Source organism: Variovorax sp. Root318D1 (genome assembly GCF_001424835.1).
Classification (GTDB): Bacteria; Pseudomonadota; Gammaproteobacteria; order Burkholderiales; family Burkholderiaceae_C; genus Variovorax.
Genome location: NZ_LMCQ01000012.1, coordinates 359,736 through 381,099 on the forward strand (window position 1 = coordinate 359,736; position 21,364 = coordinate 381,099).

23 protein-coding genes are annotated in these 21,364 nt (G+C 66.2%); 11 read left to right on the forward strand and 12 right to left on the reverse strand.

The window, feature by feature from the left end; genetic code table 11:
• Positions 1 to 6: 6 nt before the first annotated feature.
• Genes ASC78_RS11810 through ASC78_RS11825 form a run of 4 tightly spaced genes read left to right on the forward strand, consistent with a single transcriptional unit; the run spans position 7 to position 4,750 of the window.
• Positions 7 to 2,619 (forward strand): DUF2169 family type VI secretion system accessory protein, encoded by a 2,613-nt coding sequence (locus ASC78_RS11810; RefSeq protein WP_055801064.1) that lies wholly within the window; start codon positions 7 to 9, stop codon positions 2,617 to 2,619.
• Positions 2,616 to 3,677, forward strand: a complete 1,062-nt coding sequence (locus ASC78_RS11815) for a pentapeptide repeat-containing protein (RefSeq protein WP_235505065.1) — start codon at positions 2,616 to 2,618, stop codon at positions 3,675 to 3,677. The genes ASC78_RS11810 and ASC78_RS11815 overlap by 4 nt, the downstream gene beginning before the upstream one ends.
• Positions 3,674 to 4,345 (forward strand): DUF3540 domain-containing protein, encoded by a 672-nt coding sequence (locus tag ASC78_RS11820; RefSeq protein WP_055801070.1) that lies wholly within the window; start codon positions 3,674 to 3,676, stop codon positions 4,343 to 4,345. The genes ASC78_RS11815 and ASC78_RS11820 overlap by 4 nt, the downstream gene beginning before the upstream one ends.
• A gap of 9 nt (positions 4,346 to 4,354) precedes the next feature.
• A complete protein-coding gene (locus tag ASC78_RS11825; RefSeq protein ID WP_055801073.1) occupies positions 4,355 to 4,750 on the forward strand; it encodes a DUF4150 domain-containing protein in 396 nt (131 codons plus the stop codon).
• Between the two features lie 5 nt (positions 4,751 to 4,755).
• Here the strand turns inward: ASC78_RS11825 and ASC78_RS11830 are convergent, their stop codons facing one another.
• Complete coding sequence (locus tag ASC78_RS11830) at positions 4,756 to 5,319, reverse strand: hypothetical protein (RefSeq protein ID WP_055801076.1); 564 nt, start codon at positions 5,317 to 5,319, stop codon at positions 4,756 to 4,758.
• Positions 5,320 to 5,507: 188 nt separating this feature from the next.
• Between ASC78_RS11830 and tagH the strand changes: the two genes are divergently transcribed.
• Entirely contained in the window at positions 5,508 to 7,199 is a 1,692-nt protein-coding gene (gene tagH, locus ASC78_RS11835; protein WP_055801079.1) for a type VI secretion system-associated FHA domain protein TagH, read from the forward strand.
• Positions 7,200 to 7,251: 52 nt separating this feature from the next.
• Positions 7,252 to 8,046, forward strand: coding sequence for a PP2C family protein-serine/threonine phosphatase (locus ASC78_RS11840; RefSeq protein WP_055801082.1), 795 nt, complete (start codon positions 7,252 to 7,254; stop codon positions 8,044 to 8,046).
• Positions 8,047 to 8,141: 95 nt separating this feature from the next.
• On the opposite strand, the gene ASC78_RS11845 is transcribed toward ASC78_RS11840, so the two are convergent.
• The 5 genes from ASC78_RS11845 to tssA all read right to left on the reverse strand — a co-directional run bounded on the left by ASC78_RS11845 (position 8,142) and on the right by tssA (position 12,510).
• The gene (locus ASC78_RS11845) at positions 8,142 to 8,648 is read right to left on the reverse strand and encodes a peptidoglycan-binding domain-containing protein (protein WP_055801085.1); all 507 of its coding nucleotides are present in this window, start codon (positions 8,646 to 8,648) and stop codon (positions 8,142 to 8,144) included.
• Between the two features lie 81 nt (positions 8,649 to 8,729).
• A complete protein-coding gene (locus tag ASC78_RS11850; RefSeq protein ID WP_055801090.1) occupies positions 8,730 to 9,209 on the reverse strand; it encodes an Hcp family type VI secretion system effector in 480 nt (159 codons plus the stop codon).
• Positions 9,210 to 9,360: 151 nt separating this feature from the next.
• Positions 9,361 to 10,857 (reverse strand): type VI secretion system contractile sheath large subunit, encoded by a 1,497-nt coding sequence (gene tssC / locus ASC78_RS11855; protein ID WP_055801093.1) that lies wholly within the window; start codon positions 10,855 to 10,857, stop codon positions 9,361 to 9,363.
• Between the two features lie 41 nt (positions 10,858 to 10,898).
• On the reverse strand, positions 10,899 to 11,411 hold the full coding sequence (gene tssB / locus ASC78_RS11860) for a type VI secretion system contractile sheath small subunit (RefSeq protein WP_055801097.1): 513 nt from the start codon (positions 11,409 to 11,411) through the stop codon (positions 10,899 to 10,901).
• A gap of 61 nt (positions 11,412 to 11,472) precedes the next feature.
• Positions 11,473 to 12,510: a type VI secretion system protein TssA gene (tssA, locus tag ASC78_RS11865; RefSeq protein ID WP_055801098.1), complete on the reverse strand. Its 1,038-nt coding sequence runs from the start codon at positions 12,508 to 12,510 to the stop codon at positions 11,473 to 11,475.
• A 71-nt stretch (positions 12,511 to 12,581) separates the two neighbouring features.
• Here tssA and tssJ point away from each other — a divergent pair, with 71 nt between their 5' ends.
• A complete protein-coding gene (tssJ, locus tag ASC78_RS11870) occupies positions 12,582 to 13,094 on the forward strand; it encodes a type VI secretion system lipoprotein TssJ (RefSeq protein ID WP_055801101.1) in 513 nt (170 codons plus the stop codon).
• 5 nt (positions 13,095 to 13,099) lie between these two features.
• Here the strand turns inward: tssJ and ASC78_RS11875 are convergent, their stop codons facing one another.
• Both ASC78_RS11875 and ASC78_RS11880 read right to left on the reverse strand, forming a co-directional pair.
• Complete coding sequence (locus ASC78_RS11875) at positions 13,100 to 14,218, reverse strand: type VI secretion system protein (RefSeq protein WP_055801104.1); 1,119 nt, start codon at positions 14,216 to 14,218, stop codon at positions 13,100 to 13,102.
• 22 nt (positions 14,219 to 14,240) lie between these two features.
• Positions 14,241 to 15,569, reverse strand: a complete 1,329-nt coding sequence (locus tag ASC78_RS11880; protein ID WP_055801108.1) for a DotU family type IV/VI secretion system protein — start codon at positions 15,567 to 15,569, stop codon at positions 14,241 to 14,243.
• Positions 15,570 to 15,813: 244 nt separating this feature from the next.
• On the opposite strand from ASC78_RS11880, the gene ASC78_RS11885 reads away from it, so the two are divergent.
• Positions 15,814 to 16,497 (forward strand): response regulator, encoded by a 684-nt coding sequence (locus ASC78_RS11885; RefSeq protein ID WP_055801111.1) that lies wholly within the window; start codon positions 15,814 to 15,816, stop codon positions 16,495 to 16,497.
• A 52-nt stretch (positions 16,498 to 16,549) separates the two neighbouring features.
• Here ASC78_RS11885 and ASC78_RS11890 read toward each other — a convergent pair whose 3' ends face one another.
• Positions 16,550 to 16,990 (reverse strand): hypothetical protein, encoded by a 441-nt coding sequence (locus ASC78_RS11890; RefSeq protein ID WP_055801114.1) that lies wholly within the window; start codon positions 16,988 to 16,990, stop codon positions 16,550 to 16,552.
• A gap of 284 nt (positions 16,991 to 17,274) precedes the next feature.
• Between ASC78_RS11890 and ASC78_RS11895 the strand changes: the two genes are divergently transcribed.
• The gene (locus tag ASC78_RS11895; RefSeq protein ID WP_055801116.1) at positions 17,275 to 17,652 is read left to right on the forward strand and encodes a hypothetical protein; all 378 of its coding nucleotides are present in this window, start codon (positions 17,275 to 17,277) and stop codon (positions 17,650 to 17,652) included.
• A 118-nt stretch (positions 17,653 to 17,770) separates the two neighbouring features.
• Complete coding sequence (locus ASC78_RS11900; RefSeq protein WP_235505066.1) at positions 17,771 to 18,130, forward strand: hypothetical protein; 360 nt, start codon at positions 17,771 to 17,773, stop codon at positions 18,128 to 18,130.
• Between the two features lie 43 nt (positions 18,131 to 18,173).
• Here the strand turns inward: ASC78_RS11900 and ASC78_RS11905 are convergent, their stop codons facing one another.
• Positions 18,174 to 18,401 (reverse strand): hypothetical protein, encoded by a 228-nt coding sequence (locus ASC78_RS11905; protein ID WP_055801122.1) that lies wholly within the window; start codon positions 18,399 to 18,401, stop codon positions 18,174 to 18,176.
• Between the two features lie 396 nt (positions 18,402 to 18,797).
• Between ASC78_RS11905 and ASC78_RS11910 the strand changes: the two genes are divergently transcribed.
• Entirely contained in the window at positions 18,798 to 19,277 is a 480-nt protein-coding gene (locus ASC78_RS11910) for a ferritin-like domain-containing protein (RefSeq protein WP_055801124.1), read from the forward strand.
• A 63-nt stretch (positions 19,278 to 19,340) separates the two neighbouring features.
• Here ASC78_RS11910 and ASC78_RS11915 read toward each other — a convergent pair whose 3' ends face one another.
• Both ASC78_RS11915 and ASC78_RS11920 read right to left on the reverse strand, forming a co-directional pair.
• On the reverse strand, positions 19,341 to 20,012 hold the full coding sequence (locus ASC78_RS11915) for an RraA family protein (protein ID WP_055801127.1): 672 nt from the start codon (positions 20,010 to 20,012) through the stop codon (positions 19,341 to 19,343).
• 30 nt (positions 20,013 to 20,042) lie between these two features.
• Positions 20,043 to 21,251 (reverse strand): aspartate transaminase, encoded by a 1,209-nt coding sequence (locus ASC78_RS11920; protein ID WP_055801129.1) that lies wholly within the window; start codon positions 21,249 to 21,251, stop codon positions 20,043 to 20,045.
• Between the last annotated feature and the right edge of the window lie 113 nt (positions 21,252 to 21,364).

A 21,364-nucleotide genomic window follows, 5' to 3' on the forward strand; every position in this document is an offset into this window, starting at 1 on the left:
CCGGCCATGCAAGTCATCAAGCCCCAAGCACTCGGACTGTCCACAAGGCCCATTGAATACCGCAAACGCTTTGGCCTGTGTGTCACGGCGGCGCTGCATGTTCCCTTTGCGCAGGGAGAGCGCGGCACCTTGTGGGGCGAACAGTCCATGTGGGATTTCCTCGCGCAGGAGATGGCCGTACCGCTGATCGACGAAGGCGTGGCCAAGCTGACGGCCGAGTTCCTGGTGCATGGCAGTGCTTACCCGCCGCCCGAAACACCTTCGGCCTGTGCCGTGCGCGCGCGCTTCGGTGCGCGCGAGAAGACGCTGCTGGTTTTCGGTGAACGCAACTGGGCAGGTGGCGCCGTGCAACCCAGCCGGCCGCAGCCATTCGACCGGATGCCCATCGACTGGGCGCATGCCTACGGCGGGGCGGACTTTGCCGCCAATCCGGCAGGCAAGGGACGCACTGCCGTCGAGGGTGCGCGCGCCCTGCCCAACATCGAATCGCCCCATGAGCGCCTGATGCGGGCCGACCACGCGGTTTCACCCGCGGGGTTCGGTGCTCTGGAGGCGACTCATCCACACCGCGCGCAGTACCGCGGAACCTTCGACGCCACCTATCTGCAAGAGCATGCACCTGGTTTCCCGCCCGATCTGGACTGGCGCCATTTCAACCTGGCGCCTCCGGACCAGTGGTTCGACAGTTCGTTGCAAGGCGACGAGGCATTTTCCTTCGACCACATGCACCCGGTGCATGCGCACCTGCAAGGTCGGCTGCCGGGCTTCCGTGCGAGGGTGTTCGCGGGCTATTGCATGCCCGATGAAGGCGAGCCCCGGCTGCGCGAAGTACCTCTGCGCCTGACGACCGTCTGGTTCTTCCCACATGCGGAGCGTGCCGTGGTGCTGTTCCAGGGAATGGCCGAGGTGGATACGGACGACGGCTCGGACGTCGTGTCCCTGATGGGCGCGGTGGAGCGCCTGGGAGAGTCGCGCCCGGATGCGCACTATGTGGATGCGATCGCGCGGCGCGCCGATCCCCGAATGGGCAGTGTCCATATGCTGAACGACGCAGACCTTCTGCCGGACGGCGTGGACACCAGCGACCCTGCACTCGATGCCGCCCGCGCGAATTTCGCCATGGATGGCCTGCAAGGCGACGCACAGTTCCTGCGTGCGCAGACGGAGGTCACGCTGGCGCGCGAGGAGGTGCGTGCGCAAGGCAAGGATCCCGATGCCATGGGCATTCGCATGCCGGCGCGTGAGAAGGTTCCCACCGGCGCCGCCTTGGCGCCGTATGTCGAGCAGAAGATCAAGGAGGCGGAGCGCCAGCAATGGGCAATGCTTGAAGACGTAGTGACGCAGGCGGAAAAGGCGCTGGATTTTGCCGCCGCGCAGAAGCTTCCCCTCGCGTCGCTGCAGCATCGGGGACCCCCGCGCGCCGGGGCGGAGGCTCGCCTCGATGCACTGCGCGCGAGCTTTGCCGCCGCACCGCGGCAGCAAGTCGGCCAGATCACGGCGGGGCTCTACGGCAAGCTCATTCAGCTCGAGGCCGTCGAGCGCACGGCCTATCGGCAGTCGGCGCATGTACAGGCGCCGGCCTTGCCGATGGCGCCGGACGAGGCCTCTGCGCTGCGTGCCGAAGTCGAGCGCGGCATCGCAAAAGGGCTCAGGTACTTCGCGGAAATGGACTTCACCGGGGCCGATCTGTCGGACCTGGATTTGCGTGGGGCGAACTTTTCCGGCGCATGGCTGGAAAGCGCGAATCTCGCGAGGTCGAACCTCTCCGGCGCCGACTTTTCGCGCGCCGTGCTCGCGCATGCCGACCTGAAGCAGGCGATCGCGGTCGGCGGGCGTTTCGCCGAGGCGAACCTGGGCAAGGCCGGTTTGTCCGGCACCGTTTTCGATGATGCGGATCTCCGCGGCGCGGTACTCAGTGGTTGCCAACTGGCCGAAACCCAGATGCGCCGCGCGCAACTCTCGGGCGCGCAGCTGCTCGACACCCGATGGGGCATTGCGGACTGGAGCGGCGTGCACGCGGTGCGCCAGCTGTTCTACAAGCTGGACCTCAAGGGGTTGATCCTTGCCGAAGCCGATCTGAGAGGCTGCAGCTTCGTCGAATGCGACCTTGGAGGCTGTGATCTGCGTGTTGCCAACCTGCAGGGAGCGAGCTTCGTGAACTGCAAGCTCGACAATGCCCGGCTTGCCGGCGTCCAGGCCGAGGGAGCGGTATTCGCCCAGGGCTGCAGCCTGGCGGGGGCCGATCTTCGCGACGCGCGGCTCGAGCGCAGCAATCTTGGCGAAACGAACCTCGACGGTGCCAAGCTGATGCGTGCACGGCTCGATGGCGCCAATCTCGGCTTCGCAAGCCTGGCAGGGGCCGACCTGAGGCTGGCCAGCGCCAAGAGCGCCATTCTGCGGAAGGCCGTATTGCGCCACGCCGCCATGGCCGGCGCGGATCTGTCGGGCGCGGTCATGCAACACGCCGACCTGCGCGGTGCCGATCTGCGCCGAAGCAGCCTGTTCGGCGCCGATCTCTCGCGGGTTCGACTCGATGGCGACGTGAATTTCGAACACGCGCTGCTCAAGCGGGCCCGCACCTGGCCCCGCCTCACGCCAGAGCAGCAGGCGGCGCCATGATGAGTCCCGAGTTGCTTTCGATGGCCGTGGCGGTCGGAGAACCCGTCATCGGCATGGACCTGGCGAAGGGGGCGTTCGGACGCGCGTCGCTGGGAGGCGGCGTGTTCTCGCGCACCCGCCTGAGTGAAGCCGACCTGCGCGGTGCGGACCTGCGCGAAACGGTGTTCGAGCATTGCGACCTGACCGGCGCACTGCTGTCAGGCGCCAACTTGCGCCGGGCGGTGTTCGATCACTGCACGCTTGACCACGCCGATCTGCGCGGAGCCAATCTCCATGGTTCGGTCTGGACCGAATGCCAGGCGCCGCATGTTCAGCTGGCCGATGCGCAGCTCAGCATGGCGACGCTGTCGAAGTCGAATCTGGACCACGCCGTTCTGCGCGGCGCGAATCTTGATTCGGCAGTCTTGAGCGAGCTTGGACTTTTCGACGCCTGCGCCGATGGCGCTTCCTGGCGCCAGACGGTCGTATCCGAGTGCAAGCTCGAGCTGCTGACGTGGGCGGGCGCAACCTTGCTGCGGGTTGCCTTCGTCAACACCGACCTGCAGGGCAAGTCGTTCGCAAACCTGAGCATCGAAGGCTGCCAGTTCACGGGTTCCGATCTCAGCACGGCCGATTTTTCAGCGGCCCGCATGCGCCAATGCAACTTCCAGGGGGCTACGCTGGACGGTGCATGCTTCACCAAAGCACAAGGGCCGCTCGCACTTTTTTGCAATGTGCAGGGCGCCAAGGCAGATTTCGCCGGTGCCGGGCTGCGACAGGCGCTTTTCACTGGCGCCCAGTTGCCGGGTGCCGATTTCACCCGCTGCGACTTGTACCAGGTGCACTTTGCCGGCGCGCAGCTGCCCCAGGCGCGCTTCATGTCGTCCGACCTCACGTACGCCGACTTCCGGCATGCGGATCTCACCGGCGCGGACCTGCGCCAGGCCATCCTGTTCCGCGCTGTTCTGCATGGCGCAGGCACGCAGAACGCACAAATGACCGATCGCGCGCGGGCCATCGACGAAGACCCGGACCTGGCTGCGGCCGAACGTTGGCAACCTATGGAGCAATCCTCATGACTTCATCCCTTCCCCAGCCTGCGCCGCATGTGCGTTCCCGCTCTCGCACCCGAGCGGCTCCGCCGCAGGCGGCCATCCAGGCGACGTGGTGCGTGGGCACCGTCAGCGCTTGCGAGCGCGACGGGTTCGCGGTCCTGAGTGGCGGATTGCGCGCCACCGGACGCCGCGCAGTCAGCTGTCTCCTGGAGCCGCGCGAAGGCGATAGCGTGGCCTGCATGCAAGTGGCGCCCAGGGAGCTGTGGATCCTGGCGGTGCTGCAGCGCGAAGGGGCGGCCGAGCATGTGTTGAGCCTGTCGGGCGACACGCGAATTCAGGTGGAGGGCGGGGCGCTGTCCCTGTCGTCGGCGCGTCTGTCGCTGCATGGCGATGAGCTCGAACTCCGGGCGCGCGAGGCCCGGATGGCTGTCGAATCCGCCGAGCTGGTGGGCACGCGTCTGCGTGTGGTCGGCAGTGTGCTCAAGGTCGTGGGCTCGGTGCTTTCCACCGTGATGGAACGCGTTCATCACTACAGCAAGAGCCATACGAGAACCACCGACGGAATGGACCGTGTGGCAGCCACGCATGTGGAATGCGAGGCGAAGCAGTTGTTGCGGCTGTCCGGCGAGCATGCGCTCGTGAACGGCGAAAAGCTCATCAAGGCGCGCGGCGGGCAAATCCACTTCGGTTAGGAACGCACCATGTTTGCAAACTGCCAATTGATGGGAACCGACATGGGCTTCCCGGATGTATGCATCACGCCCGCGGCGCCTTCGCCCATCCCGGTGCCCTATCCGAACATTGCGATGGGCCCGATGGCGATTCCCAACTGTCCGACCATACTGATCATGGGCATGCCGGCGCACAATATGGGCACGACGATTCCGATGACCAATGGCGACAATGCGGGCGTCCTGCTGGGCGTCGCCTCGGGTACGGTGATGGGCCCGAGCCGGCATGTCACCGCCGCGTTCACCGTGCTGCTCCAGGGCATGCCCGCCACGCGGCTCACGAGCGTCTCAATCCAGAACAGCACCAACTGCCCCGGAGTGCGCACCGTGCCAAGCCAGACGCTCATGCTGCTGCTTGCACCGTGAGCGGATCAACGTCGCCCCTGCTCCCATTCGCGCGCGATGTCCGCGGCGGATTTTTCGGGCGGAAAGTAGAGTGCCGGACGCCGCATCCAGTCGACGCGCACCACGCTTTCGGCAAGTTTTTGAAGTTCAGGCACGGCTGCTTCCACCGGGGCCTGCCGCTCGCGCCCGTCGGTAAGCACATCGCCGACCCGGCCTTGCGCGAAGCGCACGCGCATCACCAGAGGCTGCGCAACACCGTAGAGGCAGCGCTGCCCGCTGAAGACGCCGTTGATGCGCTCGCCGCCGCGAAGCGTGACGTCGTATTCCATGAGGTTGTGCTTGGAGCGGTTGCGCGGCCCGTAGCGGCACCTCGCGACCACGTCGTCAATCTCGCTGAGCCATGCGCGTGCGTTGTCCGGAGCCTGCGGAATCAGGCCGGGCGACCAGGTCGGGTTCATCCGGCCGACCTCGGCATCGATCTCCACCTGCAGCAACTGCGCCAGCACGGCATTGGCCTGGCTGCCCGGCATCTCTCGCGTGCCTTCCGTGCAGGCCGTGAGCAGATTGGTGAGCGAAGCAAGAACAAGCATTGTTTGGGCCGTTCGCCAGAACATGAAGCGCATTACACGCCTGATTCGGCCTCCGGTTCCAACCGCGCCGACCCTCATGCGGCATACCTCTTAAGGCGAGATTGCCAACCCGCCCGCCTAAATGAATACTCCTCAGGAGTACTGTCGCTCGCGCCCGTTGTGTGGCGAAGCGTGTTGGGAGCCGGTTCATGATTCAAATCGCTGTGATCACTCGGCAAGGCGCGCCGGGAGAGAAGTCCCAGATCGTTCAGTTCGGCCCCGCCGGCGGAACCATCGGCCGGTCCGACACCAATACGCTGGTGTTGTCGGACCCCGACCGCACCGTGTCGCGCGTGCATGCGCAGGTGCTCTGCCGTAGCGGCCAGTATTTCGTGATCGACCGCGGCAGCAACCCGATCGTGCGCAACGGACAAACGCTGGGCTCCGGCAACGAAGCGCTTCTGTCCGACGGCGACCGGCTGGTCATCGGTGGCTTCGAACTGAAAGTCGAAGTGCAGGCGGCTGTCGATGCATCGCCTGCGCCGTCCTTCGCTCCGGCCCCGGGCGCGCCGTTCCCTGCAAGTGCAGAAGACGATCCCTTTGCGGATCTGCTGGCGGGCCTTGCACCGCCGCCGCAAGCGCCGATCACCGGGCCTGCGGCCAAGCCGTTGCCGTCGGCCACCGCGCCCTCCGCCGACTCCCTGCTGTTCCCTGATCCGATGCAAAGCGGATCGCGCAATGCGCAAGCGGCGCAGATCGATCCCTTCGCCGATCTGCTGGGCCCTGCGCCTTCGTCGGCGCCCGCAACCGGCCTTGGCGCGCTCGACGACTTTTCCGACTTGGGCGCGCCGCCCGCGAGCGGCAAGGCCGCGGGCATCGACGAGCTGCTCGGCGGCATGGGCGGTGGGGGTGGCATCGGCGGCGATCCGCTCTCGCTTTCTCCGCTGGCGGACCCGCTGCTGCAGCCCAACACGGCGTCCGATGCCGATCCGCTGGCGGCGCTGCAGCGTGCCGCGCCGGCCACGCCGGTACCGCGCGCCGACCATTTGCCCATCGATCAGTTCGGCTTCACCCCGCCGAGGGCGATCGACGCGCCACGGCCGCAGCTGCCGCAGTTCGACGACATCACGGGCCAGCCGATCCGCATCAGCGGGCCGGAGGTCTCTGCCGGCGGATCGATCGAACCGCCGGGGCTGCTGAAGCCGCTCGCGCCATTTCCGGCGCCTTCGCCGCCATTGGCGCGACCACAGCCGCAGACCGCGCCGACGCCGGTCGCCAAGGCAACGCCCGCAGTGCAGCGCACCGCCTCCGACGACGAGCTGCTGGCCGCTTTCCTGCGCGGCCTCGGCAGCACGCACCAGACGCCCGAGATGCTCACGCCCGGCCTCATGGAGCGCATCGGCACGATTCTTCGCAGCGCCACAGAGGGCACGCTGCAACTGCTGCTCACGCGCCAGGAGTTCAAGCGCGAAGTGCGCGCCGAGGTCACCATGATCGCCTCGCAAGCCAACAACCCGCTCAAGTTCTCGCCCACCGTGGAAGTGGCGCTCGCGCATCTGCTGGGCCCGGGCGTGCGTGGTTTCATGCAGCCCGAGGCGGCGATGCGCGATGCATACAACGACCTGCGGGCTCACCAGTTCGGTGTAATGGTGGGCATGCGCGCGGCGCTCGCGCACGTCATCGCGCGCTTCGAGCCCGAAGAGCTCGAGAAGAAGATCACGTCCAGGTCGGCGCTCGACGCATTGTTCAGCGCCAATCGCAAGGCCAAGCTCTGGGACCAGTTCGTGGCGCTCTATGGCGGCATCGCGAGCGAGGCCGAGGACGATTTCCACAATCTCTTCGGCAAGGCCTTCCTGGAGGCCTACGAAGAACAGATGGCGCGCCTGAAGTCCGACGCCTGAACGTCGTCCTCAAGCACAACTACGACAGCATCAGCTAACGCGAGGCATCCGCTTGGAAATCGAAATCGTCACGCTGTCCAGACAGGGCGGCCGCAGCTACAACGAGGACGTCTACGGTCACTGGCACGACGATCGCTATGTCGCCTGCCTGGTGGCCGACGGCGCCGGCGGGCACGGCGGCGGCGACGTGGCGGCGGCCACCGTGCGCAGCAGCGCGCTGGGCGGCTTCTCGGGCATGCCGAGCCTGGACGAAGCGAGCCTGCGTGCGCTGGTCGAGCAGGCCAACCGCGACGTGGTGGCGCGCCAGGCGGAGGGCGGCAAGCTCGCGGGCATGCGCTCGACCGTTGTCTTCGCGGCCATCGACCTGGAGAGCGAGGCGCTGGCCTGGGTGCACAGCGGCGACAGCCGGGCCTACCTGTTCCGCGGCGGCGCCATCGTGGCGCGAACCACCGACCACAGCCTCGTGCAGCAGATGGTGGCCGGCGGCATGCTCGACGAAGAAGGCGCGCGCCTGCATCCGCAGCGCAACATGCTGCTGTCCGCGCTGGGTTCGATCGAGGAGGCGCCGGACATCGCGGTGTCCGACCGCATGCGCCTGTTGCCTGGCGACGTGCTGCTGCTGTGCAGCGACGGCGTGTGGGAGCCGCTGGGCGACGAGTGCCTGATCGACACGCTGCATGCCTCGCGCACGCCCAGCCAGTGGACCGAGCTGATCGACGCGAAGGTGAGGGCCAACGCCAAGCCGGGCCACGACAACTACACGGCGCTCACGCTGTGGGTGATCGGGGACGAGGGCGACGATGTGACGCGGCTGCTGCCAGAGAACGTCGCGCAGGCCGATTCCTGATCCTTTCCTTCCGTAGCGGGAAAGGAAAAAAGGCCCGAAGCTTTCGTCCATCCGGACGATCGCTTCGGGCCTTTGTCGATTTTTTGGAGTGCGACCTAGGAGTAGGCGTACTTGCTCGCCGTCTTCTTCACCCGCTTCAGGGCGTTGCGCAGCAGCGCCGGCATGTCCTCGCGGTTGGGCAGGTTGGTGTAGTTGTCGATGCCCTGTTCCTTGCAGCAGTTGGCGCAGCCGTTGTTGAGCAGGTCGAGCGCGTAGCGGGTCTTGCTGACCGTGCTGGACGAGCCGGGCTCCCGGAACGGATCGAAGATGCCGTCCGGCAGTACTTTTTGTCCGCGCGCGATCAACTGCGTCTGGAAGTGCGTGATGTGCTTCTGCGTGACCGGCCCGTAGTAGCCGTCCACGGCAATCACCTCGGTCTGGCCCGGAGGCGGGTCCATGTCGTGGTTGAAGCCGAGCAGCTCGTAGTAGAAGATCTTGAACAGCGCCTGCACCAGCATCACGTCTTCACGTGTGTTGGAACCGATCCGGCCGGCCGACCAGTCGATGTTGTAGGTGGTGAGCAGCGCGCCGCTGCGGCCGATGAGTGGGGTGCTGAATGCCATTGCATTGCTCCGGTGAGGACGCGTGGAAACCGCATCGGGCACTGGCGCGCCCGATGCCGTGCCCTGCGGGTCCGTCGTCCGTCAGCGAGTCTCGGTGGTTGCGACGTTCCAGCCGAACTTGACTTCGCCGCCGCCCGCGCCCTTGTCGTCCTGGGCCTTGTAGGCGAACTCGATGTCCTTGAACGAGCAGGACACCTGTTCCTGCACGTCGCCGCCCTGCGCGCCGCCGGGGCCCACCAGGGCGATGAAGACTTCCTTGAGCGTGACCTTGAGGTACTCCTGCTGGCCTTCACCCGCCTTGCGGCAGGTCATGACCATGTCCTTGAAGTGCTTGCCGCTCACGCAGTTCTTGGCCAGCACCGGGGAGGCCTTGTCGTAGGCGTGCGTGAAGTGAAACTCGCCCGGCGTGGCTTTGCCCTTGCCGGAGCCGCCGCCGGAGCCTGCGCCGGATGCGTTGCTCACGTTCCAGGACCACGACGAGATCTCGATCTCGTCCTTGTGATCCTTGTGGGAAGCCTCGCCCTTGACGCCGTCGAGCTTGATGTGAAAGTCAGATGACATGTTCCTACTCCTTGAGGCCCGATTGGGTTCGGGCGGTTAATGATCGAGATGAAGACAAAGGCTGTCGGCAACTTGTAAACAGGACCGATGCGCGGCAGCTACTGAGAGAACGAAACGGAATCGGGAATTTCAAGAAAATCCGAAGGACTTTTCAGCCGGCGCCCTTGGCCGTAGGCAGCTTGGAGACCAGCCGCAGAGAGACCGTGAGGCCTTCGAGCTGGTAGTGCGGACGCAGGAAGAACTTGGACGTGTAGTAGCCCGGGTTGCCTTCGACCTCTTCCACCACCACTTCGGCGGCCGCCAGCGGCTTTTGCGACTTCGTGATCTCCGACGAATTGGCCGGATCGCCGTCGACGTAGTTCATGATCCATTTGTTGAGCCAGCGCTGCATGTCCTCGCGCTCCTTGAAGCTGCCGACCTTGTCGCGCACGATGCACTTGAGGTAGTGCGCAAAGCGGTTGCAGGCAAAGAGATAGGGCAGGCGTGCCGCCAGGTTGGCATTGGCAGTGGCGTCCGGGTCGTCATATTCCGCGGGCTTGTTCAGCGACTGCGCGCCGATGAAAGCCGCGAAGTCGGAGTTCTTGCGGTGGATCATCGACAGCAGCCCGGCCTTGGAGAGCTCGGCCTCGCGCCGGTCGCTGATCGCGATCTCGGTGGGGCACTTCTGGTCTACGCCGCCGTCGTCGCTCGGGAAGGTGTGCAGCGGCAGGTTCTCCACCGCGCCGCCCGACTCGATGCCGCGTATGCGCGAGCCCCAGCCATAGAGCTTGTACGAGCGGTTGATGTTGGTCGCCATTGCATAGGCCGCGTTGGCCCAGGCGTACTTGCTGTGATCGGCTCCGGCGGTGTCTTCCTCGAAGTCGAACTCCTCCACCGGATTGGTGTTGGCGCCATAAGGCGTGCGCGCGAGGAAGCGCGGCATGCACAGGCCCAGGTACTTGGAGTCGTCCGACTCGCGCAGGCTGCGCCAGCCGGCGTATTCGGGCGTGAGAAAGATCTTGGTCAGGTCGCGCGGATTGGCGAGCTCCTGCCAAGATTCCATCTGCATCAGGTTGGGGCTCGCGCCGGTGATGAAGGGCGCATGGGCGGAGGCGGCGATCTTGGCCATCTCGCCGAGCAGTTCCACGTCCGGTGGGCTCTGGTCGAAGTGGTAGTCGCCAACGATGGCGCCGAAGGGCTCTCCGCCGAATTGGCCGTATTCCTGTTCGTAGATCTTCTTGAACATCGGGCTCTGGTCCCACGCCGCGCCCTTGAACTTCTTCAGGTTCTTGGCCAGCTCCTGCTTGGAGATGTCCATCACCCGGATCTTGAGGTTCTCGTCGGTCTCGGTGTTGTTCACCATGTAGTGCAGGCCGCGCCATGCACTCTCGAGCTTCTGGTAATCGGGGTGGTGAATGACCTTGTTGACCTGGTCGGTGAGCTTGGCGTCGATCGCGGCGATCATCGCCTGGATCGACTTGGTCACGTCCTTGCCGATCACGGTGCTGTTGCTCAGCGCCTGCTGGGCGAGCGTGAGCACCGCGGCTTCGACGGCGCTCTTGGCTTCGTCGCTGCGGGGCTTGAATTCCTTTTGCAGCAGCGACGAAAAGTCGCTCCCCGCATAGGCAACGTCTTTCAGTGCGCTCTGTTGTTCGAGTGCGTCGGCCATGGTGTTTCTCCTCGTGGTCCGGTGTGTCTGGCGAAAATGGGTCAGGCGGCAGGCGCGCTGTCGTCGGGCTTCTTGCTGGCGGCCAGCGTCTGCAGCAGCGCCGGGTCCTCGAGCACCTTGGCGAGCAGGTCTTCCGCGCCGCCCTTGCCGTCCATGTACGTCACGAGGTTCGACAGCTGAGTGCGTGCTTCGAGCAACTTGTTGAGTGCGCCGACTTTCCTGGCGACAGCGGCGGGAGAGAAATCCTCCATGTTCTCGAAGGTGAGCTCGACTTTCAGGTCACCTTCGCCGGTCAGCGAGTTCTCCACCGCAAAGGCGGCGCGCGGCTTCATTGCCTTCATGCGCGAGTCGAAGTTGTCGACGTCGAACTCCAGGAACTTGCGATCCGCCACCGAGGCGAGCGGGTCTGCCGGCTTCCCGGACAGGTCGGCCAGCACGCCCATGACGAACGGCAGCTGGATCTTCTTCTCGGCACCGTAGAGTTCCACGTCGTATTCGATCTGCACGCGTGGCGCCCGGTTGCGGGCGATGAATTTCTGACTGCTCTTGGCCATGGCGATGCTCCTTGCGGGAATGAATGGGATGAGTCGGTGAACTGAAAAGAGAGGGGTCGACCTATTCGGACGGGCGCTTGCCGGTCACGTTCTCGATGGTGTCCATCGCGTTGGGCGCGAGGTTGGCCATGATCTCGAGGAAGCTCACGCCAATGAGCTTCTTCGCGCGTTCGATCAGGAGCGGCGCCGGGTTGCCGGGCTCGGCCTGTTCGAGATAGCGGATCACGCGGTCGAGCATCTGAAGCGCATCCTGGCGGTTCTGGATCTCGCCGCGCATGGCCGCGGGCCGGGCCGCACCGTCGCCTGCGCCCTGCGACGCCGTGCCTTCGTCCGCCGCAGACGCTTCGCCCGCGTCGGCCACGCCGGAGGCGGCGCCGCAGGCCTTGGCGAGGACGCGGCCGATGGCACGCAATGCGCCGAAGTTGATGGCGTCGGAGCGGCCGGTGCGATCGACCAGCAGCGCTTGCAGCTTCTCGACGAGCGCAGGCACTTCCATCGCGGCCTGCAGGCGTTCGGGTTGGTGAGCCTGGATCGCCTCGAGGCCGCCCTGAATCTGCGACATCGAATAGGTGGCTTCGCCGCCCACGGCATTCAGCGCGCCGTGCGCAATGGCAATGTCGCGCACGCGGATCGGACCGACGCCGGGTGCCACGCCCACCTGGGCGTCGTACAGGTCGCGCAGCACCATGTTCTCGTCCCACAGCGGCGCCAGTGCGTTGAGGCGCATCGTGGGGTCGTTGTCGTCGTCGGCATCGAGCGTTGGATGTATGCCGTCCCAGAAGCGGTCGAACAGGCCCGTCAGCAATTGAAGGCCTGCAATGAAACCAACAACGCCCTGCAGCCGCGTGGAGGCGCGCAGCAGCAGCACCGCGGCGCGCACGTCCTTGCTCCGGCGCAGGATGGCGTCGGACTGCTCGGCCACGTCGCGCCACTCCGGTTCCACCGCAGGTATGACGGTGTCGCCGAACTGCTGCTCGGGCTTGCCCTGCGAGGACGCCGCGAGCGCGGTAAAGGCGGCGTCGTACTCCAGGTCGTCGCCGCACGGCGATGCCTCGCCGATGGGCGTGAGCAGGGCTTCGACTAGTTCGTTGGTCAGCATGTTGCCTGTTCGAGTTGGCTGGTGATAATCAAAGATGCGTCGGAACCGGTCAATGCAACGAAGGGAATAGCATGCGCACGCTGGGTACACACCATTCGTCCTATGGACGCACTCCTGCCGCGGTTCCGCGGCGCCTGGCACTGGGCTTCGGTCTGGTGTTGGCTGGCGTCCTGCTCGCGGGCTGCGCACCCAAACCTGTGGTCACGACGGTGTCGATCACGCTGGTTGCAGGTGCCGATGCCAACCCCGATGCGCGCGGCCGCGCCTCGCCGCTCACGGTGCGCGTGTATGCATTGAAGTCGCCCGGCCCGTTCGAAGGCGCGGACTTCTTCTCGCTGTTCGAAAAAGACCAGGCCACGCTGGGTGCGGAGCTCGTGCAGCGCGAAGAAATGCTGTTGCGACCCGGCGAAACCCGCAAGCTCGATCTCACCCTGCCGCCCGATGCCAAGGCCATCGGCGTGATGGCGGCGTTCCGTGATCTGGACCGTGCGCGCTGGCGCGAAGTGCGCCCCGTGCAAACCGGCAAGGCCCAGGCCATGACGGTGACCTTCGGCGCCCGCCAGATTCGCGTCGAGAGCAAGTAGCCTGTTCATGGCGGCGGCGCGCTCGCGTTCGGCGGGCGGCCAGGCCGCACCAGCGGTTGGTCGGCGGGCAGGAAGCGTCCGAACAGGTCGGCCGTGAACGCGCCGCCGGCCGCGTCCGATGCGGCGGCCGTGAAATAGAGGCCGCGCCACCGCGGGCCGCGCGAACCGCGGCCATGGCTCTCGAACAAGGCATCGGCAACCTGGCGAAGCGCGGGTTGCAGCGCACGCATCGCCTCGATGAACTCATGGATCGCAAGCCGGCCCGATGCGCTCGGCTGCTCTCGCAGCAGCGCCATGCGCAGCGCATGCAGCTGCTGCGCCAAGGGGTCAAACAAGGCATCCAGCCGCGCGGCTGCCGCGTCGTTGCCGCCATGGGGCTCGGCCAGCCGGTGCCCGATGGCTTGCGCCAGCACTTCGGGAGGCAGCGCGCCGCGCAGCGTGGCATAGCCGCCCAGCTGTTCGAGGCCGGTCACGACGAGGTAGATCGGCAACTGCAGGCGCAGGGTGTCGCCGGCCTCTTCGAGCAGGCGGCGCATCCGGGCGGCGAGCGGCTTCATCGTTCCGGGGTCCGCGCGCTGCAGCTCGCTCGCGGCGACGCACACCACCAGCCCGTTGAGCGGCAGGCGGTCGCGCCGCTCGGCCAGCGCCAGCAGCGCCTGCAGCCAGAGGCCGCGCGTGTGCGGCGCCGCGGCCGATTCGCTGACCGCCGCTGGATGGAGTTCGATGGCCGCAATCGAACCATTGAGCCACCAGCGCCAATACGGTTCGCTGAAAGGCTCGCCGCCCGAAGGCACGAGCCGCTCGGCATGCGCCGCCGCCAGCAGGCCCGGCAGATTGGCCGCCGCGTCGCCCAGGAAGAGGAACCACGGCACCGGGGTGCTGCGTTGCCGCGCCGGCTGGCGCAGGGCTTGGCGTGCCTGCGACATGGCATCGCGCACGGCTTCGATGGCGGCCTCGTCGGTTTCGGCGGCCGTTGGGCCTTGGGCATCGATGCGCCGCCGCAGCGCACGCCGGCGCGCGCCACGGCCCGCATCGCGCACGGTGCCGTACAGCAGCATGAACCCGATCAGGCACAGCAACAGCAGCAGCAAGAAGAGGTGGGTGGGCGACAGCGCTGCGGTCATTGCGACGGTGTGGCGGATCTTCTCAGCGCGCGGCGGTGTGAAGCGAGACGAAGTCCGCGATCAGCCGGTCGCCACCCTTGTTGGCCGCCAACGCCTCGCGCAGGCGCAGCAGATAGGCCGAGGCCAGCTCGAACGGCGGCCGGTCGGCCGTTTCGTTGAACGGCGTGGGGGACGAGAGCACAGTGATCAGCACGCTGCCGAAGGGCGGGCCGACGAGCCAGCTGGAGGGCACCTCGCGACCCAGTTCGAGCTTTTCGCCGGCGCGCAGCCGCGTGGCCACCTGGCCGGCGTTCAGGTGCATGACCGAACCGTCGACTGTGTAGTAGTCGACCCACAGGTAGCTATCGTGGTTGGGCGCCGCGATCTGCACGCCAACGGTGTCGCCTTCGCGGAGCTGGCCGTTCCGGGCCGTAGGGGCTTCCACGTCCAGCCCATAAGCCTTGTCGCGGTTGCGCAGCTGGTAGGGCTTCAGGATGGCGAACACCTCGCAGTGGGGCCACAGGCGAAGCTCGACGTCGAACTCGGGTGAGTTGACGCCGGGCATCGCGGCCACCTCGTGCTCGACTCTTTTCAGGTCCGCGGGCAGCGAGACGAAGCCGCTCACGCGCAGCTTGCCGTCCTTGCCCGGGGCGGCCGCGAGGTCGGCGCAGGCATAGCTCTGCAAGTGCTGTTCGATGCGCTGGCCCAGGCTCGGCTCCACCGCCGTTGGCCCGGCCGGCCACAGCCACCACAGCAGGTAGACAAGCGGCAACAGCAGCGCGAGCGCGGCGCTGGCGCGCAGCAATGCACGGTCACGGCGCTGCGTGTCGTGCGGCCCGGGCGGGTCCGCCACGCGGTAGGGTTGAGGCGTGATGCGGTCCTGCACCAGACTGCCAAGCGCCAGTGGCCGCAGCCGCAGCTGGCGCGCGTGCAGGTCCTTCAGCTTGCCAAGCTCGCCCCGGTCGCCGTCCTCGAAGTAATACTGGCCCTTGAAGCCATGCACCAGCGCATGCCAGTAGACCTCGCGCACCTCGTCGTCCTCGGCGGTCAGTGCCGACAGGTGATGAAAGAACTCGCTGTGCGCGTTGTTCGAATTGAAGAGTTGCACCTGCAGCGGCGCGGCACTGCCTGCGGCGCCGGGATGGCGCGCCAGGATCTCGTCGATCCAGGCCACCATGGCAAAGGCCGCCGATTCGACCTGCGCGGCGGGCGAGAGGGATGCCATGGCACAGGCGCGCGCCGCGTCCAGCAATCGGCGTGCCTGTTGCTGCGCGGCCTCGTGCGAGAGCGTATTGCGGCCAGTGGCAATCGATGCGTCGAGAGCAAGGCCGAATGAAACGAATATCGAAAAACAGTCGAGCAGCCGGGCCATGAACCGCGTCCGTTCACTGCGCTTGCATGGCGAAAGATGCCTTGCACCGGCGTCTGCAGCGATGGCACATGCCCATGTCCCCGGTTCCTTCGAATAGGCATTCATTCTTCCAAACGCTGCGCGGCGGGCGCCATATCGCTTGGGGTCTATGCCGTTCGTCGGGCAAACCGGCCTTGCTGCGCGACGCAATCGCCGGTATCTTCGGCTTCCGCTGAGATCAACGCACGCTGGGACTGGACATGCCATGAAAATTCTGATCGCCGACGACCACCGGCTCGTCATCGAGGCGGTCAAGGCCAAGTTGTCGGAGCTCGAGCCCGGCATCGAGTTCGTCCTGGCGATGAGCGTCGACGAACTGCTTGCCGGCGCCACCGACGAGCTCGACCTGGCCCTGATCGATCTCAACATGCCCGGCGCCGACGGCCAGGCCCACATCGATGAAATCCGACGCCGCCATCCGGCCGTGCCGGTCATCGTGCTTTCCGGCTACGAAGACCCGGCCATCATGCGCAGTGCGCTTGAACGCGGTGTGCTGGGCTTCATTCCCAAGGCTTATTCGCCCGAGGTCATGCTGTCGGCCGTGCGGCTGGTGCTGGCCGGCGGCGTCTACGTGCCGCCCATGATGCTGACGGCGCTGCCGCCGGGCATCGTAGCCGGCGTGGCGCCCACGCAGAACGGCGAAGCGCGCTCCGCAGGCGCATCGTCGGCAACGCTGGAGCATTTGCGCAGCGTGCTCACCGAGCGCCAGGTCGAGGTGCTGCAGTTGCTGTCGCAGGGCAAGCCCAACAAGCTCATCGGCCGCAGCCTGGGTATCAGCGAGGGTACGGTCAAGATCCACCTGGCGGCGATCTTCCGCGCGCTCAACGTGCGCAATCGCACCGAGGCGGTGGTGGCCGCGCAGGCGCTGACCGAAGCGCAGCAGGCCTGAGCCGCGCGCAGCTGCGCAGCGGCTGATTACTCTTTCTTGTTGATCGTTCGCTTCAGGAGCAGTTGAGCTTCATGGCCTCGATGCGGCCACCGAAGCCCAGCTTGCGCGTCAAGCCGCCTTCGCGACTGTTGGCCGGAAAGTTGACCGTGCGGTCCCGGAACATCGCGTGCTCGTACACCTGCAGCGTCGCGCGCGGGCCGACGCTCACGCTGTCGATGTCGCGCTTGAGCTGCCTGGCGGTGCCCTTGTCCATGCTCTGGACTTCGGCGGGGCCCACCAGCGTGAGCATGTCGCCCTTGAAGTCGCGCCCGGTATAGAACTGGGCCCAGCAGCCGGCAGCCAGCGCCGGGTCTTCCACGCGGATAGGCACCAGCAGGATCGTGGGATCGGGCCGGTTGTCGGCCGTCGCGGTCGAGGTAGTTGGGGTCGATGTGTTGGCGCAGGCGCCGAGCGCGACTGCGCCAGCGATCAGGAGGTAGCGGAAATTCTTCATTGGTCTTCTGCTTGTGGGGTTGAGGACGGTGGAGCCGGTGGAGCGCTGCGGCGCTGCGGCTCACCCATTCAGGCTATCGGCCATGCCGACCTGCCGCGTAGGAAGAGAGCCCAAGCTCCCGTCGCCTCGCGCCAACACAGCGCTTGTCTCGCCGAACGCAGCGAGCGAACTGAATCTCCGCGAATGGCTGCTGCCCGGATGCGCCCGTTTCCTACGCCGCACCGCCTTGCGAATGCTCAGTGTGGCATTCGATCCCATCCATCTTTTAACCACCGAAGGAAGCCATGGCCACGAGCAGCATCCTGGGCGGCGACTATCCGCCCATGGAACCCAAGGGAACGGACGTCGACAGCCTGGGGCCCAGCGACACGAGCGACAGCGGAAGCGACGTGCGCACGTCGCGCGAACGCACCGCCATTCCCGAAGACGCCGCGGAAGGTGCCATCCCGATCGCGCACGACAGCAGCACCGATGCGGAGGGCACCGGCGAGCGGGCCTCGGCGGACACTCCGCCGTCCGCGCCCGATGCGGACATCCTGCCGGACCGCATCGGCATCGTGCCCGCGTCCCCCGACGACCCGTACGCGGGCAGGCCGGATCAGCTTGCCGATGCCGAAATCGAAGAAGACGAAACCGAGGACGCCGGCGACGAGCCCGACTGAGGCGAAGCCCGGCGTGAAACGCATGCATGGCCCTCCCCTTGAATGCGCTCTGCAGAGTCTCCAGCAGCTTGCCTATGCCCGCATCACACGCGAATTCATTCGCGCCAGGCATGAGAGAGTGGAATTGCTTTCGTCGTCCGACATGGTGATGGACGATGCGCATCAGCGCGTGCTGCACTGGGAGCGGGTGCTCGCGGAGTTGCGGCTCCTGTTCGACGATCCACGCCAGATCGCAGCGATCAAGATTGCGCGGGCGCTTTACCTGCGCATGCTGCTGGAAAGCGCGCCCACGCGCCTGCAGGCGTGGAGCGACAGCGAAAGCATGGGCGACATGCCGAAGTCCCACTTGTTCGAATGGATTTCTTACGATTTCGAGCGGCTCGAACTGGCCGAATTGGAAGCCTCCATGTCACGCGAGGAAGCCGCTTCCTATGCGCAGGCGCTCGACGCGCGCGCAAGCAGCATCCGCGAGGAATGACGAGCGGGCCCGCGCAGACAGTGCGCGGGTTTGAAGAACGCTGTCAGCCCCGTCCCAGGACGACGGCGCCCTCCTGGATGTAGCGGTCGAATTCGATCTTGGGGATGGCAGCGGTGAGCGATTGGCCGTTCTCCGTCCAGGTGAGCACGACGCTGTCGTCCGCCATGAGGATCTGGACATTGCCCTTGGGGATTTTCAGCTGCGGGCCATCGCCCGCACGAAACGCGACATCGCCCACGATGCGGCCGTCGATTTGCGTGGTGGAAGTCATAGGCATACCTCTTCTTCTATTGCGGTGAGGGGCGCGGCCGCCATGGCGAGCAGGGCAGCCGTTGCGAGGCCGTATTTCAAATGACGAAAGACAAAGCGCGATGAATGCGGGGCCATGGAGGATTCCTCGAAAAAAGAAAGCTGCAGGACCTCCTTTCTCGCGCACTGCCGGCGCGCCCTTGTAGGCAGTCACAGCATTCCCGCGACGGTGGCATGCCTGCGAGCGAATTGCTGGCCCCGAAGATGCGCCGCTTTCCTACGCACCTCACCGTATGCGCGGAGCATGGTTGGTTTTTGAACGAAGACCAGCGCATCGCGGCTTGCTCTGCGGCAGCACTTTTTGCTGGCGATTTTCCAACCCGCCTCATTTCAACGAGGCCTATGAAGGAGTCCTGACATGGCCAATTACACGAACACCGCCGACACCGCCACCAACACCGACGTGGTCGAGGTGCTGAACGACCTGCTTGAAACTTCGCGCGACGGCGAATACGGCTTCCGCGCCTGTGCCGAGGAGGTCGAGTCGCCACAACTCAAGCAGGTTTTCCAGAGCCGTTCGGCCGACTGCGCCAAGGCGGCCGGAGAACTGGTCCAACTCATCCGTCGCTTTGGCGGTTCGCCCGACGATGGCGGAACGGTGACCGGTGCCATGCACCGCGGCTGGGTGCACGTGAAGGGATCGGTGGGCGCAGACAGCGCGCTCTCGATGCTTGAAGAATGCGAACGCGGTGAAGACGCCGCGGTCGCGCGCTATCGCAAGGCGCTCAAGGCCGACTTGCCGGCCGACGTGCGCGCCGTGATCCAGCAGCAGTCCGAAGGCGCCAAGCGCAACCACGATCAGATCAAGCAGCTGCGGGATCAGATGAAGAAGTCGTGATTGCCGACGACTGACGGCTTCGCACAGACTGACAGCCGTGCGGGAGGTGCGCCCCGTTGCGCCTCAGTTGGCGCAGCGGGCCTCCAGCGCATCGAGGAAGGAGCGGTCCCACCGGCCTTCCTTCATGGCCTGGATCGTGCGGGCCTCCGTGGCCAGGTGCGCATGGGCCTTCTCGATGAGCAGCTCGGCTTCGTCGCGTGTGAAGGCCATCAGGCCGTCCTGGTCGCCCACCACGATGTCGCCAGGGTTCACCACCATGCCGCCCACCGAGACGGGCACGTTGATCTCGCCCGGACCGTCCTTGTACGGGCCGCGGTGGTTGACGCCGCGCGCGTACACCGGAAAATCGCGCTCGCGGATCTCGGCCACGTCGCGGATGGCGCCGTCGAGCACCACGCCCACGGTGCCGATGGTCGCGGCATAGAACGACAGGATGCCGCCGATCACCGCATTGGTCACGTCGCCGCCCGCATCGATGACGAGCACGTCGCCGGGGCGGCAGAACTCGAAGGCCCGCATCATCGTGAAGTTGTCGCCACCGCGCGTCTTCACGGTGACGGCCGTGCCCGCCATGGTCTTGTGTCCCGGGCGGTGGTAGGGCTGCAGGCCGACGCTGCCGATGTTGCGGTGCATGTTGTCGCTCAGCGCGGCGACCGGAATATCGTGCAGCGCGGCGATGATCTCCGGCGCCACTTGCGGGGCCGACGGATTCTTGCGGATGGCTTTGTAGGGCATGGGTGTTGTCCTCGGCAATTCAGGGGCGCTTCAGCGCAGGGCGGCCACGGCCCGCGCGATGCGCGCGCAGCCTTCTTCCAGCGTCTCGATGGCGGTGGCGATGGAAAGACGAAAGTAGGGTGACAGCCCATAGGCGGTGCCCGCGACCACGGCCACGCCTTCGCTTTCGAGCAGGTACATCACCACGTCGCTGTCTACTTCCAGCCGCTTGCCCTGGGGCGTGGTCTTGCCGATCAGGCCGCCGCAGTGGATGTAGAGGTAGAAGGCGCCGGGTGGCGGGATGCAGCGCAGGCCGGGGATGTCGTTGATGAGCGCGAGCGTGCGGTCGCGGCGCTGCTTGTAGACCACCACGCTCTCGGCCACAAAACCCTGGTCGCCATTCATGGCGGCTGCGGCGGCCGCCTGGCTCACCGAGCAGCAGTTGCCGGTGGACTGCGACAGCAGCGTGTCCAGCGCCTGGACCAGATCCGCCGGCCCCGCCGCATAGCCGATGCGCCAGCCCGTCATCGCATAGGTCTTCGAGACGCCGTTGACCACCAGCGTGCGCTCGCGCAGCGCGGGCGCCACCGCGAGCAGATGCGGCGTGGCCTGGCCGTCGAAGCGGATGTGCTCGTAGATGTCGTCGGTCATCACCATCACGTGCGGATGGCGCTGCAGCACCGCGGCGAGCGCGCGGTATTCGTCAGCCGTGTAGCTGGCACCGGTCGGGTTGCTGGGCGAGTTGATCAGCAGCCAGCGCGTGCGCGGCGTGATCGCGGCCTCCAGCTGCGCGGGCGTCAGCTTGAAGCCGTTGGCTTCGGGGCAGGCCACGGTGACCGGCGTGCCTTCGCAGGCCAGCACCATGTCGGGGTACGACACCCAGTAGGGCGCGGGAATGATCACCTCGTCGCCCGGCTCCAGCGTGATCGCGAAGGCGTTGTAGATCGCGCTCTTGGCGCCGCTGGTGGCGATGATCTCGTTCATCCCATAGCGCAGGCCGTTCTCGCGTTCCAGCTTGGCGACGATGGCCTGCCGCAGCTCCACCGTGCCGGCCATCAGCGTGTAGCGCGTCGCGCCTTGCTCGATGGCGGCGGCCGCGGCCTGCCGGATGTGGGGTGGCGTGTCGAAGTCGGGCTCGCCCACCACGAGGTTCACGATCGACTTGCCCTGGCGGCGCAGCTCGTTGGCGCGGTCGGCGGCCGATGTGCTGGGCGAGGGCTTGATGCGCCGCACGCGGGCGGCAATGCGGGACGTGGTCACGTGACTTCCTGTGTCTGGGATTGCATGGACCGAACGGTACGCAGATCGAACAGGCGAGGCCAAGACGACTTTTCACTGGTCGTATAGGCGCAGCTTATGGTGAGCGCCTATAC